The organism is Bradyrhizobium yuanmingense (genome assembly GCF_029167105.1).
Classification (GTDB): domain Bacteria; phylum Pseudomonadota; class Alphaproteobacteria; order Rhizobiales; family Xanthobacteraceae; genus Bradyrhizobium; species Bradyrhizobium yuanmingense_A.
Genome location: NZ_JARFML010000011.1, coordinates 148930 through 168320, shown reverse-complemented (window position 1 = coordinate 168320; position 19391 = coordinate 148930). Strand labels below are relative to the sequence as shown.

The following is a 19391-nucleotide window of genomic DNA, read 5'->3' as shown; positions in this document are numbered from 1 at the left end:
ATGAAACGACTCTTGCTGCTTGGATTGGCGCTTCTGGCCGGCATGGTGCCGGCAAGCGCCCAAACCCCGACGAAACTCAAGGCCGGCATGGTCACCGGCATCGACCAGATCGGCCTGCCCATCGCGCTCGAGCGCGGCTTCTTCGAGAAGTACGGGCTCGACGTCACGATCGCACGCCCCTACGCCACCGGCGTCGACGCGCTGAACGCGTTGCAGGCCGGCGAGAGCGAGATCGTGCAGGTCGGCGTGCCCATGATCGGCGCGGTGCTGCGCGGCATGGACCTCGTCGCGCTGGGCAATTACAGCGGCAACGCCACCAAGGCCGGCTCCGATGCCACGATGGCGATCATCGCGCGCGAAGGCTCGGGCATCGTCAAGGGCGACCTGTCGACGTTGAAGGGCAAGAAGATCGCGGCGTCGTTCGGCACGATCAACCATCTCTACATCCTGGCGACGCTGGAGAAGGCCGGACTGAAACCCGACGACGTAACATTGGTCAACACCCCGCCCCCGGACATGACCGTCGCCTTGCTGGCCAAGGGCATCGACGCGTTCTCGGGCTGGGACCCCTGGCCGATCGTCGCGGGCAAGGACGTGCCGGGCGCCGTCGAGATCATCCGGGGCGGCGACGTGATTTCCTATATCGGCTTCAACGTCGCGCTGCGCCCATGGGTGCAGGCCAACGGCGAGACCATCGAGAAATTCCTCGCCGCCGTCTCCGAGGCCGACCAATGGATGCGCAAGAACCCGAAGCTGGCGGCACAAGTCGCCACGCGCTGGATTCCAGGCCTGAAGCAGGAGGTCGCGGAGGCCGCGATGCAGTTCAACATCCAGCAGGCGGACCGCCGGCTGTCGGCGAACAACTACCGCGCGCTGTGGAGCGCCCAGGACCGGCTCACCCGGCTCGGCATCCTCAAATCGACCTTCGACGTCAATGCGCATATCGAGCCGAAGCACATACTCAAGGTCATGAAGGAACGTCCCGAGCTGTTCGCCGACCTGCCGCCGATCCCGGAGACGGCGGCGATCACGCCGGGCTACGTGTTCAAGCCCTGAGCATTGTTGCAAACGTCCAGACCGGCGCGCCATGCACGCCGGTCTGGCCCATCGTCTGCAACGCTGGCGGGCGTCTGGTCTAGACCGTCGATATGCCGTCGATCGGGCTGATATCCCCGACGAAACGCAGCAGGTCGGCCATCGTGAATTCGCCCGGCACTTGCGACGGCAACGTCGGCTTCCAGGTCTTGCCCTTCAGCCAAAGATACGACTGGTGGTCGCCATGGACGAGGCCGACGAAGACCTCGGCAAGCAGGGTCGCGCCGACCGGGCCGAGCCTTTCGCCGCTGCCCCGCTGCTCCGCCTCCTTGAGGATGTAGTACCAGAGCGGGGTATTCTGGTGCAGGCCATGCTTTTTCGCCACGGCGCCGTCGCTCCCCTTCGAGATTTCTTCCGGCGTCAGCGGATTCTTGATCTTCATGGCCTTGGCGACGTCCTGCCCGGACGGCAATCCCAGCAACACGCCGCGCTTGAGGTTGCGGAACGGCAGGCTGCCGCCGTCACCAGGCAGGGTATGGAGTTGCGGCACGATGAACGGGTCGATCTTGCGGGAGGGATTGAACCCCACGCCCGCAGGATTGTTCGGCAACAGCTTATAGTAGCGCCGCCAGTCGATGATCCAGTTGCTGGAAAGCACCGGAAGCGGGAGCGGTGGCTGAATCGGGTTTGGTGCCAGATCGCCGATGATGCCGCCCGACAGCCCGGTGAACCTGAACAGCAGGTCCAGGGTCGCCGGCGCGAGGCCACCAGGCGTGAAGATCCGGTTGTGGCTATAGACCTGGCGCACCATGCTGTGGCCGAGACGATAGACGGCGCCCGAAAACTCGACGGGCATGTAGGGGATCTTCTTGAAGCGGTAGAAGCGTCGCCCCTGCTCGAGGATCTTCGCGACGATCCCTTTCTCGGTGATCCGCTCCACGAAATCGTGCAGGACCATCCATTGGTAGTGCCAGGTCACGATCCGGCGCGCTTCCTCGAAGACCTCGCCCGCCGGCTTGCCGGACGCCGCGAGCTGATCGCAGACCTTGTTGTGAAACTTCAGCATCGCAAGATGCGTTTGCGCGACGACCAGGTTCTCGTCGTTGCGATGATCGCCTATCAGGGCAAACCCCTCGGGATTGCGCGGCAGGTCGTTGCGAAGATCACCGGTGATGTCATCGACGTTGACGGTCTTGCCGATCAGCAGCTTGGGGCCCGGTGTCTTGCCGTTGTCGCCCGCCGAATTGCGCGCGTAGAGATGACGGCTTCCGTCGGGGCCGAGACCATAGACGCTGTCGAGATCGAGTGCGGGGGTGCGGAAATTCGTCACCGCCGTTGGATCGGCTTCCTTCTCGCCGAAGGAGGTCAGATCGAGCGTGATGTCATGATCGACGAATTGGCCGAGATAGGTGAAACCCGCCGGGACGTTGAGGTTGTTTCCCGCGGCGTCGCCGGGGGCGGGATCCTTCATCGCGTCGGCGAGCTCGCGCAGCGGACCGTCGTCGACAGCCAGCGGCTCCAGGGTCGGAAACATCCGGCCAAACATGCCCGGATCGTCGTGTCCGGAAAGCGTATCCAGAAATTGTCGCGTCGGTTGACGTCCGGCCTTGCCATGACCGGGATGAACATTCACGTCGGTTCCCATCGCTTGCTCCTGCTCAATATGCTGTAAGGGAGAGGGGCGCCGAAGATGTCGATTGTCTGAAATTCTCGTTTCAGTATACGTTCAGAAGAATTGCCCCTCAGGGTGCAGTAAAATGAAATATTACTACAGATTGCATTCTGTGGGCGGGTCCTACCGCGAGGCTTTTTGCCCCACCAGCCACACAGGCTTTTGATCGTCCGAAGCTCGAGCAGGAAAGACTAAGGCGCGATCGACGCGTCGACTGAATCTCTCCGCGCGTCAGCGCTTGGCAGCGAACCGCGACCAGATCTCAGCGTCCGTGTAGAAGTCCACGCCGCCATCGAGATCTCTCACCAGCCACTCGCCGAGATAGACGATCTGGGTGCCGCTGCGCCGCTCGTGCCGAAGCTCGAATTTTCCGTCGGCATCCTTCTGCAGCGAGCAATTCGACTGAACCCAGCTCGGCCACTCCTGCAACGGCTGCCCCAAAAATTGCCAGGCAACCAACGCCGCGTTGTCCGACAGGGGCTCTAAGCGCAGTGTCTTGGTCACGTGATCTCCACCATGCGAGTTGTCCCCCGATGCAACGCCTCGGGACCGGAAAGGTTTGGAATCGTCGTTCCGTGACAGCATGCCTGACGGATTTCAACGGTTCCTCTACTTTTTCGTCCGTGAAAACCCGGTCCCCGCGCGCCCTAACCGATCGTCTGCAGCACCGGAAACGTCTCCAGCAGCCAGATGCTCACATTCGAGACCGCGCCGGTGAGAAAGCCGATGCCGGTGAGCACCATCAAGACGCCCATGGCGCGCTCGACGTTGACGAGGTGGCCCTTCATGCGCGCGAACAGCGCGGAGAACTGTTCGATCATCAGCGCGGCGATCAGGAATGGGATGCCGAGACCAGCGGAATAGACCGCGAGCAGGCCGGCGCCCCTCGTCACCGTGGCTTCCGCCGCGGCGACCGAGAGGATCGCGGCGAGGATCGGGCCGATGCAGGGTGTCCAGCCAAACGCGAATGCGAGGCCCATGATATAGGCGCCCCACAGGCCGACCGGTTTGGGGATCGGCAGGCGTCCTTCCCGCATCAGAAAGCCGATGCGCGTCAGGCCGAGGAAGTGCAGGCCCATGATGATGATGACGATGCCGGCGAGGATCGACAGCTCTGCCGACCAGGCACGGATCAGCCCGCCGATCAGTGAAGCGCTGGCGCCGAGCGCCACGAAGATGGTGGAGAAGCCGAGCACGAACAGGAGCGCCGACATCATGATCGCGCGCTTGGAGGCCGCGACCGGCTCGTCGCTCTCGACATGCTCGATCGTGGCGCCCGTGAGGTAGACTAGATAGGGCGGAACCAGAGGCAGGACGCAAGGCGAGAGGAAGCTGACGAGGCCGGCAATCAGTGCCGCCGGAATCGAAACATTTTGCATGATGCAATCGGAGCCATCTCAGGCCCCGTCAGGGCGCGCAGGGAACGCGCCCGGCCCGGAGCCGAACCGGCTCTGGTGTAGCCCATGCCGGAGAATGCGCAACAGAGGCGCACAAAACCAGGGCTCCGCCCGATGCCCTCCGTGATCACAGATGCGGCATCGGGACGCGCACAAATCTCGCCGGAAAGCGAGATTCGGCGGCGCGGCTACTTCACCACGCGGAGCAGCGGACGCCGGGGCTGGTCCTGCGTCTGCTTGGAGGGGGGCGGCGGCTCGCTGGCAGCGCTCCGCAGCATTTCGTCGCACAGTGCCTTGAGATCGGCACTGTCGATTCCTTTCAGTTTCATCCTGACGTCGAGGATGACGATGGACAGCATCTCGGCCGACTCGCGGCTGTTGCACGCATTGAGAACCCTGCGGCACTCCTCGAGCGTTTCCAGCACCGATTGCAACTGTTCGTCTGAATGCGACACCGGCGTTCTTTCCGTTAATTCGGCCTGCGAGACGTATCTGTCACGCCCCCTTCGGCCCCCATGGAAGACCATAGATAGCATGAGGCGACTGCGCCTTCGAACCTGATTTCAGTGTGATTCTGCTGCGGAACCGGGGTTCCCGCTCGCATCGCCATACGGCGCCCTTGGCGACCGCCGCAATGCTCCGGGAGCGAACGCCTGACGCGTGCGATTGATCCAGCAACGGCGAAGAGCACCGACTCCTGCGCAAGACCGTTCATTGCAGTCAGCGCCGGCACTCCCGCAGCCATCTCGCGGCTCGCAACGGAACTCACGCCATACCCCTTACTCGAGCCGATAGCATCGCCCGAATTCCCAGCCCATGGGAGCATCCAAATACCGCCCTAAGGTAGTAAGGATGACGTTCAAAACTCGTCGTTCCCCAACCCGTCGTGGTTGTGGTTTGCGCCAGATTCTGCCAGTTTAGCGTTCCAAAGGGAATTGTATGCACTCCTTGGCGGAAAGGGGCGTTCCTCTGGCGGAACGCCCGAAGACAAACCTCAGCGGTCTCTCCGATTGGGACGCCGCCCGCATATTCTTGGAAGTCGTCCGATGCGGAAGCTTTCGCTCGGCGGCCGAGCGCCTGTCTCTGTCGATCAACGCGGTGCGGCGCCGAATTGACGATTTCGAACGCCAGACCGGCACCACGTTATTCACGCGCGACGTCCACGGCACCCATCTGACCGATGAGGGCGCCTTGGTAGTCTCCGCTGTCGAGCGCATGGAGGCGGCCACCTTCGACGTGCTGCGCGCCAGCGATTCGATGGCCAACGCGCTGTCGGGCGAGGTCCGCGTGGCCGTCACCGAGGGGCTCGGCACATTCTGGCTTGCCCCCCGCCTCGTCGAATTCCAGCAGGCCTATCCGAAGATCCTGGTGGACCTGCATTGCGCGATGCGCTCGGCCGACGTCTCGCGCCACGAGGCCGACGTCGCCATTCATCTGTCCCGTCCCTCGGCGCTGGACATCAAGCTGGTGCGGCTCGGCCGCATGCATCTGATGTTCTGGGCCTCCGAGAAATACATCGCAAAGCATGGCGCCCCGCGCTCGGCGGCGGAATTGATCAAGCATCGTCTGGTGCTGCAGTTCGCCGACCAGCTCGCCGCCAAGGAATCCTTCGAGAGCTTCTTCCCGGGCGTGTCCGAACGTGACCTTCTGGTCATGAAGACGAACGTCTCGAGCGCCAACTATTGGGCGGTCGCGAACGGCGCCGGCATCGGCGTCTTCCCGAGCTACGCCATTGCGCTCGGCGGGAAACTAATTCCACTGGAGGTCGAGCTGAACCGACCGCTGGATATCTGGCTGTCCTACCACCCCGGTAGCGGCCGTATCCCGCGCGTGCGGCACATGATTGACTGGCTGATCGAGGCTTTCAATCCGGCCCGCTTCCCGTGGTTTAAGGAAGAGTTCGTGCACCCGCATGAATTCAAGGACTCGTATATGGGCGAACCCCTGACCCAGCTCTTCGGGGGATTTTCAACCGAAGAACAAAGGTGAAAACAGAGATGAAAGCAGCGGCGAAAAGAATGAAGCAGCGCAGTGCGGGCAAGCCGGACATCGAGCTTGGCAAGCGGATCCGTCTGCGGCGCGTCGAGATGAAGATCTCGCAGGCCGAGCTCGGCGAGAAGCTCGGCGTCAGCTTCCAGCAGGTACAGAAATACGAGAAGGGCGTCAATCGCGTCGGCGCGGCTCGGCTTCAGCAGATCGCCTCCGCCCTCGATGTGCCCGTGACCTTCTTCTACGACGGCGACAACAAGGCCCGCGAAGTCGAGAGCCTGCTCTTCCTCGATTCGGCCTTCAGCCTCCGCCTGCTGCGCGCCTACAGCAAGATCAAGGACCAGACGGTGCAGCGTCAGCTCGTCTCGCTGATGGAATCGATCGCGGCCAACGAGAGCTAAGGCCGGTCGACGGTCCGGCCTTCACGGCCGACGTTCAATCCGCCGCGTCACGGGGGCGCGGCCGGATTGCACGAGATCGGCCGAAAGATGTCTGCGCGCAACTGTGCGCGGCCTGTCTCGGGGCGGCCTGGCCGCCCCTTTTTCTTGGCGGTCTTCCTTCGACGTTTCGGCCTCCGTCGAACGCGGCGCGCCATGCAATCGCAGCACGGGCGGATGCAGGCTCTGCTCTCCCGCGCCGGTTGACCGCGGCGGTGCCTGCGCCGCACATTGCGCCTCGCCACCGAGCAGCGAGCGCGCGATGCCAGACGATATCAGCACGACCGGAACACCTTACGCCGACGGCAAGATTCTGACGCACACGGCCGATGGCGTCGGCGTGATCACCTTCAACAATCCCGACAAGCGCAACGCGATGTCGCTGGAGATGTGGGAGGGATTTGGCGAGGCGCTGACGGCCTTGCGCGACGACGATACGGTGCGCGTCGTGATCCTGCGCGGCGCCGGCGGCAAGGCGTTCGTCTCGGGTGCCGACATCAGCCAGTTCGAGAAGGTGAGGCACAATGCGGCGGCGTCCGAGCAATACGCCAGGCGCAGCGCCGCCCAGCGCGCGCTGCTCGCCGATTATCCCAAGCCGACCATCGCCTGCATCGACGGCTATTGCCTCGGCGGCGGCATGCAGGTCGCGATGCTCGCCGACATCCGCCTCGCCTCGCATGAAAGCCAGTTCGGCATTCCCGCCGCCAAGCTCGGCATCGCCTATGGCTATGACGGCCTGCGGCATCTGGTGTCGCTGGTCGGCCCGTCCTGGGCGCGGCTGCTGATGTATACGGGCATGCGCATCGGTTCCGCCGAGGCGCTACGCATCGGCCTCGTCGAGCGCGTGTTTCCGCAAGGCGAGCTCTGGGGCGAGACCATGGCGATGGCCGAGACGATCGCGCAGAACGCCCCGCTCGCGATCAAGGCGGCCAAGATCACCATCGCGCAGGTCTTGAAGGATGAGAGCGCACGCGACATGGAGGCGATCAAGGCGATCGGCAATGCCTGCATGGACAGCGCGGATTTCCGCGAGGGCCGGCAGGCCTTCATGGAAAAGCGCAAGCCGCGGTTTAGGGGGAAGTAATCTCGTCGTGGAGAGAGGCGAGGCGCACAGCCCCTACAGCGCTCCCAGCACCGCTTTCGTGATGTCAGCCGTGCCATTGCCGCCGCCGAACTCCATCGGCTTGATGCCGCCGGCATAGACCTGGTCGATCGCGCGCTCGATTGTCTCGCCGGCCTCCGCAGCGCTCTCGATGCCGTGCTTGTCGGCGAGCCAATCCAGCATCATCGCGGCGGACAGGATCATGCCGGTGGGGTTGGCCTTGCCCTGCCCCATGATGTCAGGCGCAGTGCCGTGGCACGGCTGGAACACAGCGTATTTGTCGCCGATGTCGGCGGACGGCGCCATGCCGAGGCCGCCGATCAGGCTCGCGGTGATGTCGGAGAGGATGTCGCCGAACATGTTCTCCATCACCATCACGTCGAAATCCCAGGGACGCTTGACCAGCATCGCCGAGCAGGCATCGACATAGAGCCGGTCGGTCTTCACGTCAGGATGCTTCTTCTCGATCTCGTCGAAGATGCCGCGGAAGAACGCGAACGCCTTGAATACGTTCGCCTTGTCGACGCAGGTGAGCGCGCCCGGCTTGCCGCGCGCCTTGCGCCGCTCGGCAAGGCGAAACGAGAACTCGAACAGACGCTCGGAGGTTTTGCGCGTGATCACCATGGTCTCGCGCGCGTCCTCGTGGGTGACGACGCCCTTGCCCATCGAGGCGAACAGGCCTTCGGTGGACTCGCGGATCACGACGAGATCGATGCCGCGCTGGTCGGCGCCGACGATCGGGCTCGGCACGCCCGGAATGAGGCGCGCCGGACGCACGCCGGCATAGAGATCGAAGATGAAGCGCAGCTCGATCTGCGGCGCGATCTCGGTGTTGTCGGGGTAGCGCACCGACGGCAGGCCGCAGGCCCCGAGCAGGATCGCGTCCGCCTCCTCGCAGAGCTTGATGGTGCTATCCGGCATCGACTTGCCGGTCGTGAGATAATGGTTGGCGCCGGCCGGCGCCTCGGTGAAGCGGAAGCCGAGGCCGGACTTCTCGCCGACCTTGCGCAGCACCTCCAGCGCCGGCGCCATGACTTCAGGGCCGATGCCGTCACCGGCGAGCACGGCAATGTGGAAGGCGTCGTTTGCGGACATTTAAGGCCTCAGGAAAGGTGTCAACCAGGTCGTCATTGCGAGCGAAGCGAAGCAATCCAGAACTTCATCCACAGAAGCATTCTGGATTGCTTCGTCGCTTCGCTCCTCGCAATGACGGAAGAGAGAGCGTCGAACTACGGCGTCAGCACCGTACGCCCGACCACCGCGCCCTGCTGCAATTGCAGCAGGGCGTCGTTGGCCTTGGCGAGCGGTTGTTGCGTCACCGGGATCGGCGGCACCTTCTTCGACCGCACGAGGTCGAGCAGCTCCTGCGTCTCGCGCAAGTTTCCGACATAGCTGCCCTGGATCGTCACCGCCTTGATCGGAATCAGCGGCAGTGCCCAGGTCGCGCCGCCGCCGAACAGGCCAACGATGACGAGCTTGCCGCCTTTGGTCAGGCAGTCGAAGCCGAGCTGCGTCGTGGCGGCATTGCCGACGAGATCGATCACGGCGCGGATCGGACCGCCGGCCTTCTTGGCAAGTTGCTCCAGCGCGTCCGGCGCCTTGGGATCGACGGTCGCGAGCGCACCGGCCTTCTCTGCCGCCTCGCGCTTCCTTGCGTCGATATCGACCATGATCGCGCCCTTGCCGCCCATCGCCTTGAGCAGCGACAACGCCATCAGTCCGAGGCCGCCGGCGCCGAACATCACGATCGGCGTGTCGAAATGCTGCTCGACCTTCTTCAGCGCACTGTAGGTGGTGACCCCCGAGCAGGCATAGGGCGCGGTCGTTGCAGGATCGAGGCCTTTCAGATTGAGCAGGTAGCGTGGATGCGGCACCAGCATGTGATCGGAATAGCCGCCGTCGCAATAGACCCCGAGCGAGCGCGGCGTCAGGCACATGTTCTCGTCACCGGCGAGGCACGTGGCACATTTGCCGCAGCCGATCCAGGGATAGACCAGCCCGACATCGCCGACCTTCAGGTCGCCTTGATCGGTCGGCTTCACGTCGGGGCCGAAGGCGAGGACTTCGCCGACCGTCTCGTGGCCCATGGTCAGCGGCAGGTTGATGCCGCGGTCCTTCAATGAGAGCGGCTTGCGGCCATGGCCGAGATCATAGCCGCCTTCCCAGATGTGGAGGTCGCTGTGGCAGACGCCGGCGGCCTTCACCTTGATCAGCACCTGTGTGCCCGAGGGCTGCGGCGTCGCTTCGTCGACCTCCAACAGCGGTGCCTTGAAATCGGCAACCTTGAAACTCTTCATCGGCGTCCTCCCGCATGCTTCTTGTTGTCGCGCCACCATGCCATGGTCGGCGCGACCAGACAAACCGGTCTTAGTTCAGGCGAGCGGATGGTGGCAAGCCGCGAACTGGCCGGGTGCGACCTGCCGCAACTCCGGTATCTCCCCGCTGCAACGCTGATCTGCGCGCGGGCAGCGGGTGCGGAAGCGGCAGCCGGATGGCGGCGCAATCGGCGATGGCGGCTCGCCGGCCGCCACACTTTCGACGGGACGCACGTCCGGATCCGGCACCGGGATCGCCTGCAACAGCAGCGCGGTGTAGGGATGCGCAGGCCGCGCGAACAATTGCTCGGAGGGAGCGACCTCGCAGAGCCGGCCGAGATACATCACCGCGACGCGGTCGCTGACCGCTTTGACCACGGCGAGGTCGTGCGCGATGAACAGCAGCGTCAGGCCGAAGCGCGCCTTCATCTCCTCCAGCAGGTTGAGGATCTGCGCGCGAATGGAGACGTCGAGGGCCGACACCGGCTCGTCGCAGACGATGAATTCCGGGTTGAGCACCAGCGAGCGCGCGATGCAGATGCGCTGGCACTGGCCGCCGGAGAATTCGTGCGGCAGGCGGCCCGCCACGAGATCGGGATCGAGCCCGACCGCGGAGAGCACCTCGTGAACGCGCCGTTTGCGCTCGGCGGCATCCTTGATCCCGGCGATGATCAGCGGCTCGGCGACGATGTCGCCGATGCGCCGGCGCGGATTGAGCGAAGCAATCGGATCCTGGAAGATCAGCTGCACGCGGCGGCGCATCCTGCGCAGCGCCTCGCCCTCCATCGCGGTGAGGTCCTCGCCGTCGAACATCACGCGGCCGGACTTGGCGCGGCGCAGTTGCAGCACCGCGCGCCCGAGCGTCGACTTGCCGCAGCCGGATTCGCCGACCAGCCCAAGCGTCTCGCCGCGCGCGACCTCGAGGCTGACACCGGAAACGGCATGAACAATCTTGCTGCCGAGGCCGTATTCGACGACGAGATTGTCGACGTTGAGAAGCGGCGCGGGGCGCGCGGCAAGCTGCATCATGCCTCGATCCCCTCCGTCATCCGGATCGGATGGAAGCAGGCATAGAGATGTTCCGCCATCTCGGCGCTCGTCAGGACCGGTTTGGCCTCATGACAGCGCCCGCCGGCATAATTGCAGCGCGGCGCGAAGGAGCAGCCCTTCAGCGGGCGCGTCGGATCGGGTGGACGGCCCGAGATCGCCGGCAGCGGCGTATGCGGCGCGGTCTCGAGCTTCGGGATCGCCGCCAGCAGCGCCTCGGTGTAGGGCATGTGCATGCGCTTGAACAAGGCTTGCGTCGGCGCGCGCTCCACCACCCGGCCGGCATACATCACCGCGACCTCGTCGGCCCGGCCGGCGACGACGCCGAGATCGTGGGTGATGATGATCATCGCCATGTGGCGGCGGCGCTGCTCGCGCGCGAGCAGATCGAGGATCTGCGCCTGGATGGTGACGTCGAGCGCGGTGGTCGGCTCGTCCGCGATCAGGAGCTTCGGCTCGCAGGACAGTGCGATCGCAATCGCGATGCGCTGGCGCATGCCGCCGGAGCATTGATGCGGATATTGCGCGAGCCGCTGCTCCGGGGCGGGAATGCCGACGGCGGCGAGCAGCTCGATGCTGCGGGCCTTCGCGGCGGGAGCGTCAAGCTCGAGATGCTCCTGGATCGTCTCCATCAGCTGCGTGCCGATGGTGAGCACGGGGTTAAGCGAGGTCATCGGGTCCTGGAACACGACCGCGAGATCGCGTCCGCGCAGGCGCCGCAGGCTTTCAGCCTCGAGCCGCACCAGATCCTCGCCGTCGAACATCACCCGGCCCGTCAGCTTCGCCTTCTTCGGCAGCAGCTGCAGCACGGCGCGCGAGAGCATGGTCTTGCCGCAGCCGGATTCCCCGACGATCCCGAGCGTGCGGCCGGCCTGAAGCGAAAGGTCGACGTGATCGACCGCGCGCAGGTTTCCGCGCGGGGTCGGCAGCTCGACCGCGACATCCTCGATGGTCAAGAGCGGCGCGGTCACAGCGCCCCCTGACGTGGGTCGGTGAGGGCCCGCAAGGTGTCGCCGACGAGGTTGAACGCCAACACGGTCGCGAACAGTGCCGCCGCCGGCAGGAAGGCGAGGCGCGGCGCGACGTCCAGACTGTCACGTCCCTCCCCGATCATGCTGCCCCAGCTCGGCATCGGCGGCGGCACGCCGAGGCCGAGGAAGGACAGCGCGCCCTCGACCACGATGGTGACGGCGACGCCGAGCAGGAAGAAGGCGAGCAGCGGCAGGATGACGTTCGGCAGCAGCTCGCGCAGCAGGATGCGCGCATGGCTCGCTCCTAGCGCCTCGGCTGCGATCACGAACTCGCGCCGCGCCAGCGTCAGCGTCGCCGCGCGCGCCACGCGCATGAAGGCGGGAATGCCGAGCACGCCGAGGACGATCGTGAGGTTGGGGACCGACTGTCCGAGATAGGCGACCACCGCGAGCGCGAAGATCAGCGGCGGAAAGGCCAGCAGCACGTCCATGCTGCCGACCACCAGCGTCTCGAACCGGCCGCGGAAATAGCCGGCCAGCAGGCCGAGCGCGCCACCGACGACGAGGCCGATCATCGGCGCGATCAGCCCGACCGTCAGCGACACCCGCGCGCCGAAGATCAGCCGGGCGAGCTCGTCGCGGCCGAGTCCATCGGTGCCGAGCCAGTGCTCCGCGGAGAAGGCGGCGCGCCGCTCCAGCATGTCCATGTCGACAGGATTCTGCAGCGGCAGCACCGGCGCCAGGATCGCTAGCGAAAGGATGATCGCAACCCAGGCGCTTGCGATCCAGAACAACAGGCCGAGCTTGCGCTGGCGGCCGACCGGCGCCGCCACCTCCTCGTCCGGAACCGACAGCTCAAGCGTGGCCATGGCGGATCCTCGGATCGAGCACGGCATAGAGCATGTCGACGATGAAGTTGACGATAACGAAGCCGCAGGCGACCAGCAGCACGACGCCCTGGAGAATGACGAGGTCGCGGGTGTAGATCGCCCCGACCAGCAGGCGGCCGATGCCGGGCAGCGCGAAGATCGATTCCACGATCAGCGTGCCGCCGAGCAGGCGGCCGATATTGATGCCGGTTACCGTCACCAGGGTCAGCGACGACGGCTTCAGCGCATGCACGAACAGGATGCGCGATGGCTTGAGACCCTTTGCTTTCGCCAGCGCGATATAATCCTCCTGCAAGGTGGCGATCATGTCGGAGCGCAGCACGCGCATGATGCCCGGCCATTCCGCCAGCGCCAGCGTCAGCGCCGGCAGCACGAAGAAGCGCAAATTGGCCAGCGGCTCTTCGGTGAACGGCACGTAACCGGTCGCCGGCAGCCAGCGCAGCTCGACCGCGAACAGATAGATCAGCAGGATAGCGGTCAGGAACGACGGCATCGACAGCATTGCGAAAGCGCTGCCGGTCATGAAGCGGTCGAACGCACCGCCGGCGCGCGCGGCACAGGCGATCGCGACGGGAACGCCGATCAGGAGCCCGATGAACTCGGCCATCAGCATCAGCTGCAGCGAGACCGGAATGCGCTCGGCGACCGCCTGCAGCACCGTCTGCCCGGTGCGGAACGAGCGGCCGAGATCGCCCTGGACGACGTGGCCGAGCCAGCTCAGGTAACGCCACCACAGCGGCTGGTCGAGCCCCATGTCGCGGCGCAGCGCCGCGACGTTCTCGGGCGTCGCCTGGTCGCCGAGGATCACGAGCGCGAGATCGCCCGGCAGCAGCGAGGCGATCAGGAACGTCAGCAACGAGACGGCCAGCAGCACCGGCAGCATGGCAAGCAGCCGCCGAACGATGAAGTTCAGCATCGCGCCATCATTCCAGCCAGGTTCTGGAGACGTCCATCACGCCGTTGTACATCTTCGGAAAGCCTTTCAGCTTGGCACTCGACAGCGCGTAATAGGTGTTCTGGAAGGTCCAGAACCAGATCGCCTCCTTGTTGATCAGGCGGCTGATGGCGCAGTAATCCTCGCTGCGTTGGCCCATATCTGCGGTCACGCGTGCATGATCCAGCAGCCTGTCGAGCTCGGGGTTCGAATATCCGGAGAGCGACAGCGGACTGCCGCTGCGGAAATTCGCGTACATCTGCGGATCGGGATCGGCGAGATCGACGATGCGCCACGGCGTCAGCTGGAATTGCCGCGTGAAGGCTCGCGTCGGAATCGTGGCCTGGTCGACCTGCTCGATCTCCATGTTGGCGCCGACGCGCTTCCAGAACTGCTGCAGCACCTGACCGATCATGCGGCCGCGCGGCGTTGCCGTCACCAGCATCTTGAACTCGACCGGCTTGCCATAATCCTTGATCAGCGCCTTGGCCTTCTCGACGTCGAACGGCAGCGCCCCGTCGTCCTTGCACTTGACCCAGGAGCCGTCGCCGTAAGGATTGCTCGCCGGCCGGCTCAGGCCGTTGCTGATCGCCTGCGACATCTTCGGACGGTCGATCGCCATCACCAGCGCCTGGCGCACCCGCACGTCGTCGAACGGCGTCACCTTGGTGTTGAAGGCATACACCGCAGCGCCCGAGCCCTTGTAGGTGTGAACGGTGAGCTTGGGGTCCTTCTGCGCCTTCATGATGTTGTCGGCGTCGTTCTCGTCGTCCCAGATGATGTCGGCCTCGCCCGATTGCAGGGAGGCGAAGCGCGATTGCGCATCGGGCAGCGGCTTCAGGACGATGCGGTCGAGATAGGGACGGCCCTTGTCCCAATAGTTCGGGTTCTTCTCCAGCACCATGCGGTCGCCAGCGGTCCATGATTTCAGGATGTAGGGGCCGGTGCCGACGGGGTTGCGATTGTAATCGTCACCCTTGGTCTTCCAGGCGGTTGGAGAGTGGATGACGTTGTTGGAACTCTGAATGGTAATAACCGCCGGCCAGTTGATCGAAGGGTCGGTGAGATTGTAGATGAGGGTGTAGTCGTCGGGGGCCAGCACCTCTTTCACGTTGGTGATGTAAAAGGCGCAGCGACACTTGTTGGCGGGATTCTTCTGCCGGTCGAAGTTCTCCTTCATGGCCTGCGCGTTGAATGGCGTGCCGTCATGAAATGTCACGCCTTCGCGGAGCTTGAAGGTCCAGGTCTTGTAATCCTCGGAATGGGTCCAGGACACCGCGAGCTTCGGCGCGGGCTCGCCCTTGTCATTCAGCGTTGTGAGCGTGTCGAAGATCGCGGCCGCGGCCGTATTGGTCGACGTGTCGTAGACACCGACCTTGAGTGGATCGAAGCCCGGAATATCCAGCTCCTGGCCGACCGTGATGCTGCCGCCCGATTTCTGCGCCTGTACCGGCGTTGCCAGTGCAAATGCCGCAACGAGGAAAATAGGCACGCGCTTGCGTGCCAAGGCCGCCGCGTTCGTCATGGTTCCTCCCGGGATCCCTCGTCCGATGTTTCGGATCGTTGAATGACTCGGAGGCGAGCTTGGCGACAAATGCCCGCCTCGGCAAGAGGAACGAGCGAGAGTTCGAACGCCGCATGCGGCGGCGATAAGGCTCAGGAAGTCGCGGCTGTTTTGCCTGGCGGAATTGACAGACCGCCGGCAAGGCCGATCTCCTGGCGCAACGCGTCGGTGTGCTGGCCGAGCGCGGACACGGTCTTGGCCGGCGCCGTGTCAGCCCCCGACATCCGGAACGGCAGGTTGAGCACCTGGAACGAGCCGCCCTCGTCCCGCACCTCGGAGAGTGCCTGGCGGTGCGCAAGCTGCGGATCGGCCAAGGCCTCGGACACGCTGCGATAGGCCGAGGCCGGCACGCCGGCAGCGCCAAGCACGCGCAGGCACGCATCGGTCGAAAGCTGCCGCGACCAGATTTCGACGCCGTCCATCAACTCGGCCCAGTTCTCGCGGCGCGCGGCATAGGTGGCGAAACGTGGATCGGAGACCCAGTCCGGACGGCCGATCACCCCCATCAGGGCCTGGAACGTCTTCTCGCTGGCGATCGTGATCATGACGTAGCCGCTTGCCGTCTCGGTCGGTCCGAACATCGGGCGCGGTGGCGGCGGCACCGCGAATTGCGAGCTCTGCAGCTCGGTCAGCGTCAGCGACAGCATGGTTTCCAGCATGGAGACGTCGATGTGCTGGCCGGCGCCCGTCACGGTGCGTTGATAGAGCGCCGACGCGATCGCGCCAAAACCATAGGTCCCGGTGACGACGTCGGCGTGGTAGATACCGCAATAGTCGGGACGGTTGCGGCCCGGCTGGTAGGCGAGATGGGCCATGTCGTAGCCCGAGGCCGCGTGGATCACCGGGGCGTAGGCCGGCAGCTCGGCCGAAGGGCCGGTCTGGCCGTAGCCCGAGATCGAGCAGTAGATCAGCCTCGGGTTGACCTGGCGCAGGCTGTCGTAGTCGAGCCGAAGGCGGCGCATCACGCCCGGACGGAAGTTCTCGACCAGAATGTCCGACGTCGCGGCCAGCCGGCGCACCGCCTCCTTGCCGTCCTCGGACTTGAGGTCGAGGACCACGCTCTTCTTGCCGACATTGAGCTGGCCGAACGCGGTGCTGCAGCCGTTGCGGAGGGGAGGCCGGGTCCGCATCGTCTCCCCGCCGTCGGTCTCGATCTTGATGACCTCGGCGCCCATGTCGGCGAGCATCCGCGTGCAATGGGGCCCGGCGATGGTGGTCGAAAAATCCAGCACCCGCAAACCCGCCATGACCTTTGTCAATGTCCCCTCACGCTTATCTGCTAGCTGCATGCCCACCTGCGTCCTTCGACATTTTGGAACCATCGAAGTTGTTTGTTGTTGATGCGGCGACCCTAGAGGGCGGCGGCTGAGTAGGAAAGTGTTTACCGAGCAGACGTGCCGCGTGGGCGGGCTTTGGATTTCCAGCACAACTGGACCCGTTCTTGCATAGCAGCGAGCGGGGGTCGAAAGAGGGCGGCTGTTCTTGAGGGTCTTGTTCGTCACCACAGAGATGGACGACTTCGTTCGCGTCGGCGGACTGGGCGCCGTTTCCGCCGCCCTTCCCCGCGCACTTCGCTCCTTCGCCGATATCCGGATCATGCTGCCCGGCTATCGCGACATCATCGAGCAACTCACGCATATTCAGATCGTCGGCCGCTGTCCTGCATTCGCGGAGATGCCAGCCTGCTCGCTCGGCCGTGCCGCGACCAAGGACGGGCTGCCTGTCTACGTGCTGTTGTGCTCGCAGCTCTACGACCGGCCCGGCAACCCCTATGGCGACGAGCTCGGGCGCGATTGGCCCGACAACGACATCCGCTTCGCGCGATTGGCCTCGGCCGCGGCTGAACTCGCCATGGGCAAGCTGGACAAGAATTGGGCAGCGGACCTGATCCATGCCAACGACTGGCAGGCCTCGCTCGTGCCTGCCTACCTGGCTTGGCAGGGCGCCAAGCTCCCATCCATCCTGACCATCCATAACCTCGCCTATCAGGGCCTCTTCCCGAAGGACTCGCTGCGGCGGATCGGCGCACCGGAGAGCTCCTTCCACATCGACGGCGTCGAGTTCTACGACCAGGTCTCCTTCCTCAAGGCGGGCCTCGTCTACGCCTCCCACCTGACCACGGTCAGCGGCACCTATGCGCGGGAGATCACCACGGCCGAATTCGGCTGCGGCCTGGAGGGCCTGCTCCGCCTGCGCTCGGACGCCGCCGAGCTCACCGGCATCCTCAACGGCATCGACGAGAGCTGGGACCCGCGCTCCTGCGCCCAGCTCGCCCAGCAATTCGGCGCCGGCGACTGGGTCGGCAAGAAGGCCAATGCGGATTACGTCCGCAAGCAGTTCGGGCTGGCGGTCTCGCGCGGGCCGATGTTCGGCATCGTCGCGCGCCTCGTGCACCAGAAGGGCATCGACCTCGTGCTGTCGGCGGCTGACGAGATCGTCGATGCCGGCGGGCAGATCGTGGTCACCGGCTCCGGCGAGCCGGCGCTCGAGCAGGCCTTGATCGACGCGCACCGCCGCCGCCCCGACGCGATCGGGGTTGCGATCGGCTTCAACGACGCCCAGGCGCGGCGCATCTTCGCCGGCAGCGACTTCACCTTGATGCCGTCGCGGTTCGAGCCGTGCGGGCTCAGCCAGATGTACGCACAGCGCTTCGGCTCGCTGCCGATCGGTCACCAGACCGGCGGCCTCGCCGAGACCATCAGCGACGGCGAGACCGGCTTCCTGTTCTCGAAACCCTCGCGCGAGTCCTTCCTCGGCGGCGTGCGGCGCGCCTTCTCGGCCTTCATGGCCCACGACCAGCTCGACACGATGCGCCGCAGCGCCATGGGGCGCTCGTTCTCCTGGAGCGTCTCGGCCGGCAGCTACAGCGCGCTGTACCGCAAGCTGGCGTCGGTGTGAGGCACCGCTTCATTCCGGGGCGCGCCGCTTGGCGCGAACCCGGAATCCATCGTTCCGCCGGAATGCTGGGAGAAATGGATTCCGGGTTCGCGCTCCGCGCGCCCCGGAATGACAAGCTGCAAAAGCCTGCCTCAAGACCCTATTTCCCGCCCACATCCATCTGCGGACGGCCGATCCAGGCGCGATTGAGACATCGTGTCATCCAGTCGGGCCGCGCTTCGCCCCGCAGCCGTGCCTGCGCTTCCTGGTAGGGGCCGACATAGCGCAGCCGATCAGGCAATTTCGGATAGACGCGCCTGATCCATCGCAGCGCGTTGTCGGCGGATCGGATTCCGCGCGCGTCGAGCTCAAAACCAAAGCCTGCGCGCAAGCGCTCGGGCAGCATGCTCGCGGTGAGCGCGCGATACCAGCGCGGCGGCCGCAGCCACGGGCGCGCGCCGCTGAATATCTGCGCGGCGATCTCGCGCGCCGCAGGGCTGACGGTCAGCGTCTCCGACTGCGCCATTGCCTTGGTGTAGGCGACGAAGCCGGACCAGTCCGCCGGCAAATCATCCCCCGTCAATCCGAACAGGGCGCCGTACAGCCTGGCCTCGCTCCAATAGCGATCGCGCTCCTCCGCCGAGAGTGGCGGCAGCACCAGATCATGTGCCATGAGCGCGGTCTCGACCAGCGTCGCGTGGACCCAGCGCAGCGCGGGGATGTCGTTGGCGCAGTAGCGCGAGCCGGCCGCAAACGGCCCCACGGTCTCGGGCATCTCGCCGACGATCATGCTGTGACGCCGATGCAGCTGCCGGGACGACCGCAGCGCCCGGTCCAGCGAGCCGAACACCATCGTAAAAACGATGTCGAAGGTGCGATGGAAGCGGCCGATCGGATCGGCAAGGGTGCGCGAATGCTCGGCGATCGCCGCCGCCACCCAGGGATGGGCCAGTTGCAGCAGCAGCGCACGGCCGGCGCCGAGAAAGAGCACGGCCTCCCGGTCGATCTGCCAGGTCAGTGAGGCCGGACCGAATACGCCCGCGACCGGTCCCGCCGCGTTGGCACGCAGCGTATCGAGCGACTCCTCCAGATCTTTCTCAGCGACCAATTGCAAGCCTCGCGACGAAGATACGGCGACCATACTCCGGACCGCGCGCCTGC

18 protein-coding genes are annotated in these 19391 nt (G+C 65.1%); 5 read left to right on the top strand and 13 right to left on the bottom strand.

Annotated elements, in window-relative coordinates; translation table 11 throughout:
* Positions 1-1056 (top strand): ABC transporter substrate-binding protein, encoded by a 1056-nt coding sequence (locus tag P0R31_RS16785; protein WP_275514973.1) that lies wholly within the window; start codon positions 1-3, stop codon positions 1054-1056.
* Between the two features lie 79 nt (positions 1057-1135).
* Here P0R31_RS16785 and P0R31_RS16780 read toward each other — a convergent pair whose 3' ends face one another.
* The 4 genes from P0R31_RS16780 to P0R31_RS16765 all read right to left on the bottom strand — a co-directional run bounded on the left by P0R31_RS16780 (position 1136) and on the right by P0R31_RS16765 (position 4559).
* Complete coding sequence (locus P0R31_RS16780; RefSeq protein WP_275514972.1) at positions 1136-2680, bottom strand: peroxidase family protein; 1545 nt, start codon at positions 2678-2680, stop codon at positions 1136-1138.
* Positions 2681-2938: 258 nt separating this feature from the next.
* Positions 2939-3211 carry a hypothetical protein gene (locus P0R31_RS16775; RefSeq protein ID WP_036025895.1) on the bottom strand — a complete coding sequence of 91 codons (273 nt, stop codon included), beginning with the start codon at positions 3209-3211 and terminating at the stop codon, positions 2939-2941.
* Positions 3212-3354: 143 nt separating this feature from the next.
* Positions 3355-4086, bottom strand: a complete 732-nt coding sequence (locus tag P0R31_RS16770; RefSeq protein WP_036004503.1) for a cytochrome c biogenesis CcdA family protein — start codon at positions 4084-4086, stop codon at positions 3355-3357.
* A gap of 206 nt (positions 4087-4292) precedes the next feature.
* Entirely contained in the window at positions 4293-4559 is a 267-nt protein-coding gene (locus P0R31_RS16765) for a hypothetical protein (RefSeq protein ID WP_025034806.1), read from the bottom strand.
* A gap of 484 nt (positions 4560-5043) precedes the next feature.
* Here P0R31_RS16765 and P0R31_RS16760 point away from each other — a divergent pair, with 484 nt between their 5' ends.
* The 3 genes from P0R31_RS16760 to P0R31_RS16750 all read left to right on the top strand — a co-directional run bounded on the left by P0R31_RS16760 (position 5044) and on the right by P0R31_RS16750 (position 7614).
* Positions 5044-6093, top strand: a complete 1050-nt coding sequence (locus tag P0R31_RS16760) for a LysR family transcriptional regulator (RefSeq protein WP_197961404.1) — start codon at positions 5044-5046, stop codon at positions 6091-6093.
* Positions 6094-6122: 29 nt separating this feature from the next.
* Positions 6123-6494, top strand: coding sequence for a helix-turn-helix domain-containing protein (locus P0R31_RS16755; protein ID WP_020608151.1), 372 nt, complete (start codon positions 6123-6125; stop codon positions 6492-6494).
* A gap of 298 nt (positions 6495-6792) precedes the next feature.
* Positions 6793-7614 (top strand): enoyl-CoA hydratase, encoded by an 822-nt coding sequence (locus P0R31_RS16750; RefSeq protein WP_275514971.1) that lies wholly within the window; start codon positions 6793-6795, stop codon positions 7612-7614.
* A gap of 33 nt (positions 7615-7647) precedes the next feature.
* On the opposite strand, the gene P0R31_RS16745 is transcribed toward P0R31_RS16750, so the two are convergent.
* The 8 genes from P0R31_RS16745 to P0R31_RS16710 all read right to left on the bottom strand — a co-directional run bounded on the left by P0R31_RS16745 (position 7648) and on the right by P0R31_RS16710 (position 16642).
* A complete protein-coding gene (locus P0R31_RS16745; protein ID WP_275514970.1) occupies positions 7648-8727 on the bottom strand; it encodes an isocitrate/isopropylmalate dehydrogenase family protein in 1080 nt (359 codons plus the stop codon).
* Between the two features lie 134 nt (positions 8728-8861).
* Complete coding sequence (locus P0R31_RS16740) at positions 8862-9929, bottom strand: alcohol dehydrogenase (RefSeq protein ID WP_036037755.1); 1068 nt, start codon at positions 9927-9929, stop codon at positions 8862-8864.
* Between the two features lie 75 nt (positions 9930-10004).
* Positions 10005-10976: an ABC transporter ATP-binding protein gene (locus tag P0R31_RS16735; protein ID WP_275514969.1), complete on the bottom strand. Its 972-nt coding sequence runs from the start codon at positions 10974-10976 to the stop codon at positions 10005-10007.
* A complete protein-coding gene (locus tag P0R31_RS16730) occupies positions 10973-11965 on the bottom strand; it encodes an ABC transporter ATP-binding protein (RefSeq protein ID WP_275514968.1) in 993 nt (330 codons plus the stop codon). The genes P0R31_RS16735 and P0R31_RS16730 overlap by 4 nt, the downstream gene beginning before the upstream one ends.
* Positions 11962-12834 carry an ABC transporter permease gene (locus P0R31_RS16725; protein WP_275514967.1) on the bottom strand — a complete coding sequence of 291 codons (873 nt, stop codon included), beginning with the start codon at positions 12832-12834 and terminating at the stop codon, positions 11962-11964. Before P0R31_RS16725 ends, P0R31_RS16730 begins: the two co-directional genes overlap by 4 nt.
* Positions 12821-13771, bottom strand: coding sequence for an ABC transporter permease (locus P0R31_RS16720; protein WP_275514966.1), 951 nt, complete (start codon positions 13769-13771; stop codon positions 12821-12823). The genes P0R31_RS16725 and P0R31_RS16720 overlap by 14 nt, the downstream gene beginning before the upstream one ends.
* A 7-nt stretch (positions 13772-13778) precedes the next feature.
* Positions 13779-15314 carry an ABC transporter substrate-binding protein gene (locus P0R31_RS16715; protein ID WP_275514965.1) on the bottom strand — a complete coding sequence of 512 codons (1536 nt, stop codon included), beginning with the start codon at positions 15312-15314 and terminating at the stop codon, positions 13779-13781.
* A gap of 131 nt (positions 15315-15445) precedes the next feature.
* On the bottom strand, positions 15446-16642 hold the full coding sequence (locus tag P0R31_RS16710; protein ID WP_275514964.1) for a CaiB/BaiF CoA transferase family protein: 1197 nt from the start codon (positions 16640-16642) through the stop codon (positions 15446-15448).
* A gap of 193 nt (positions 16643-16835) precedes the next feature.
* Between P0R31_RS16710 and glgA the strand changes: the two genes are divergently transcribed.
* Entirely contained in the window at positions 16836-18251 is a 1416-nt protein-coding gene (gene glgA, locus P0R31_RS16705; protein WP_275514963.1) for a glycogen synthase GlgA, read from the top strand.
* A 139-nt stretch (positions 18252-18390) separates the two neighbouring features.
* Here glgA and P0R31_RS16700 read toward each other — a convergent pair whose 3' ends face one another.
* Complete coding sequence (locus P0R31_RS16700; protein ID WP_275514962.1) at positions 18391-19338, bottom strand: oxygenase MpaB family protein; 948 nt, start codon at positions 19336-19338, stop codon at positions 18391-18393.
* Positions 19339-19391 lie beyond the last annotated feature (53 nt).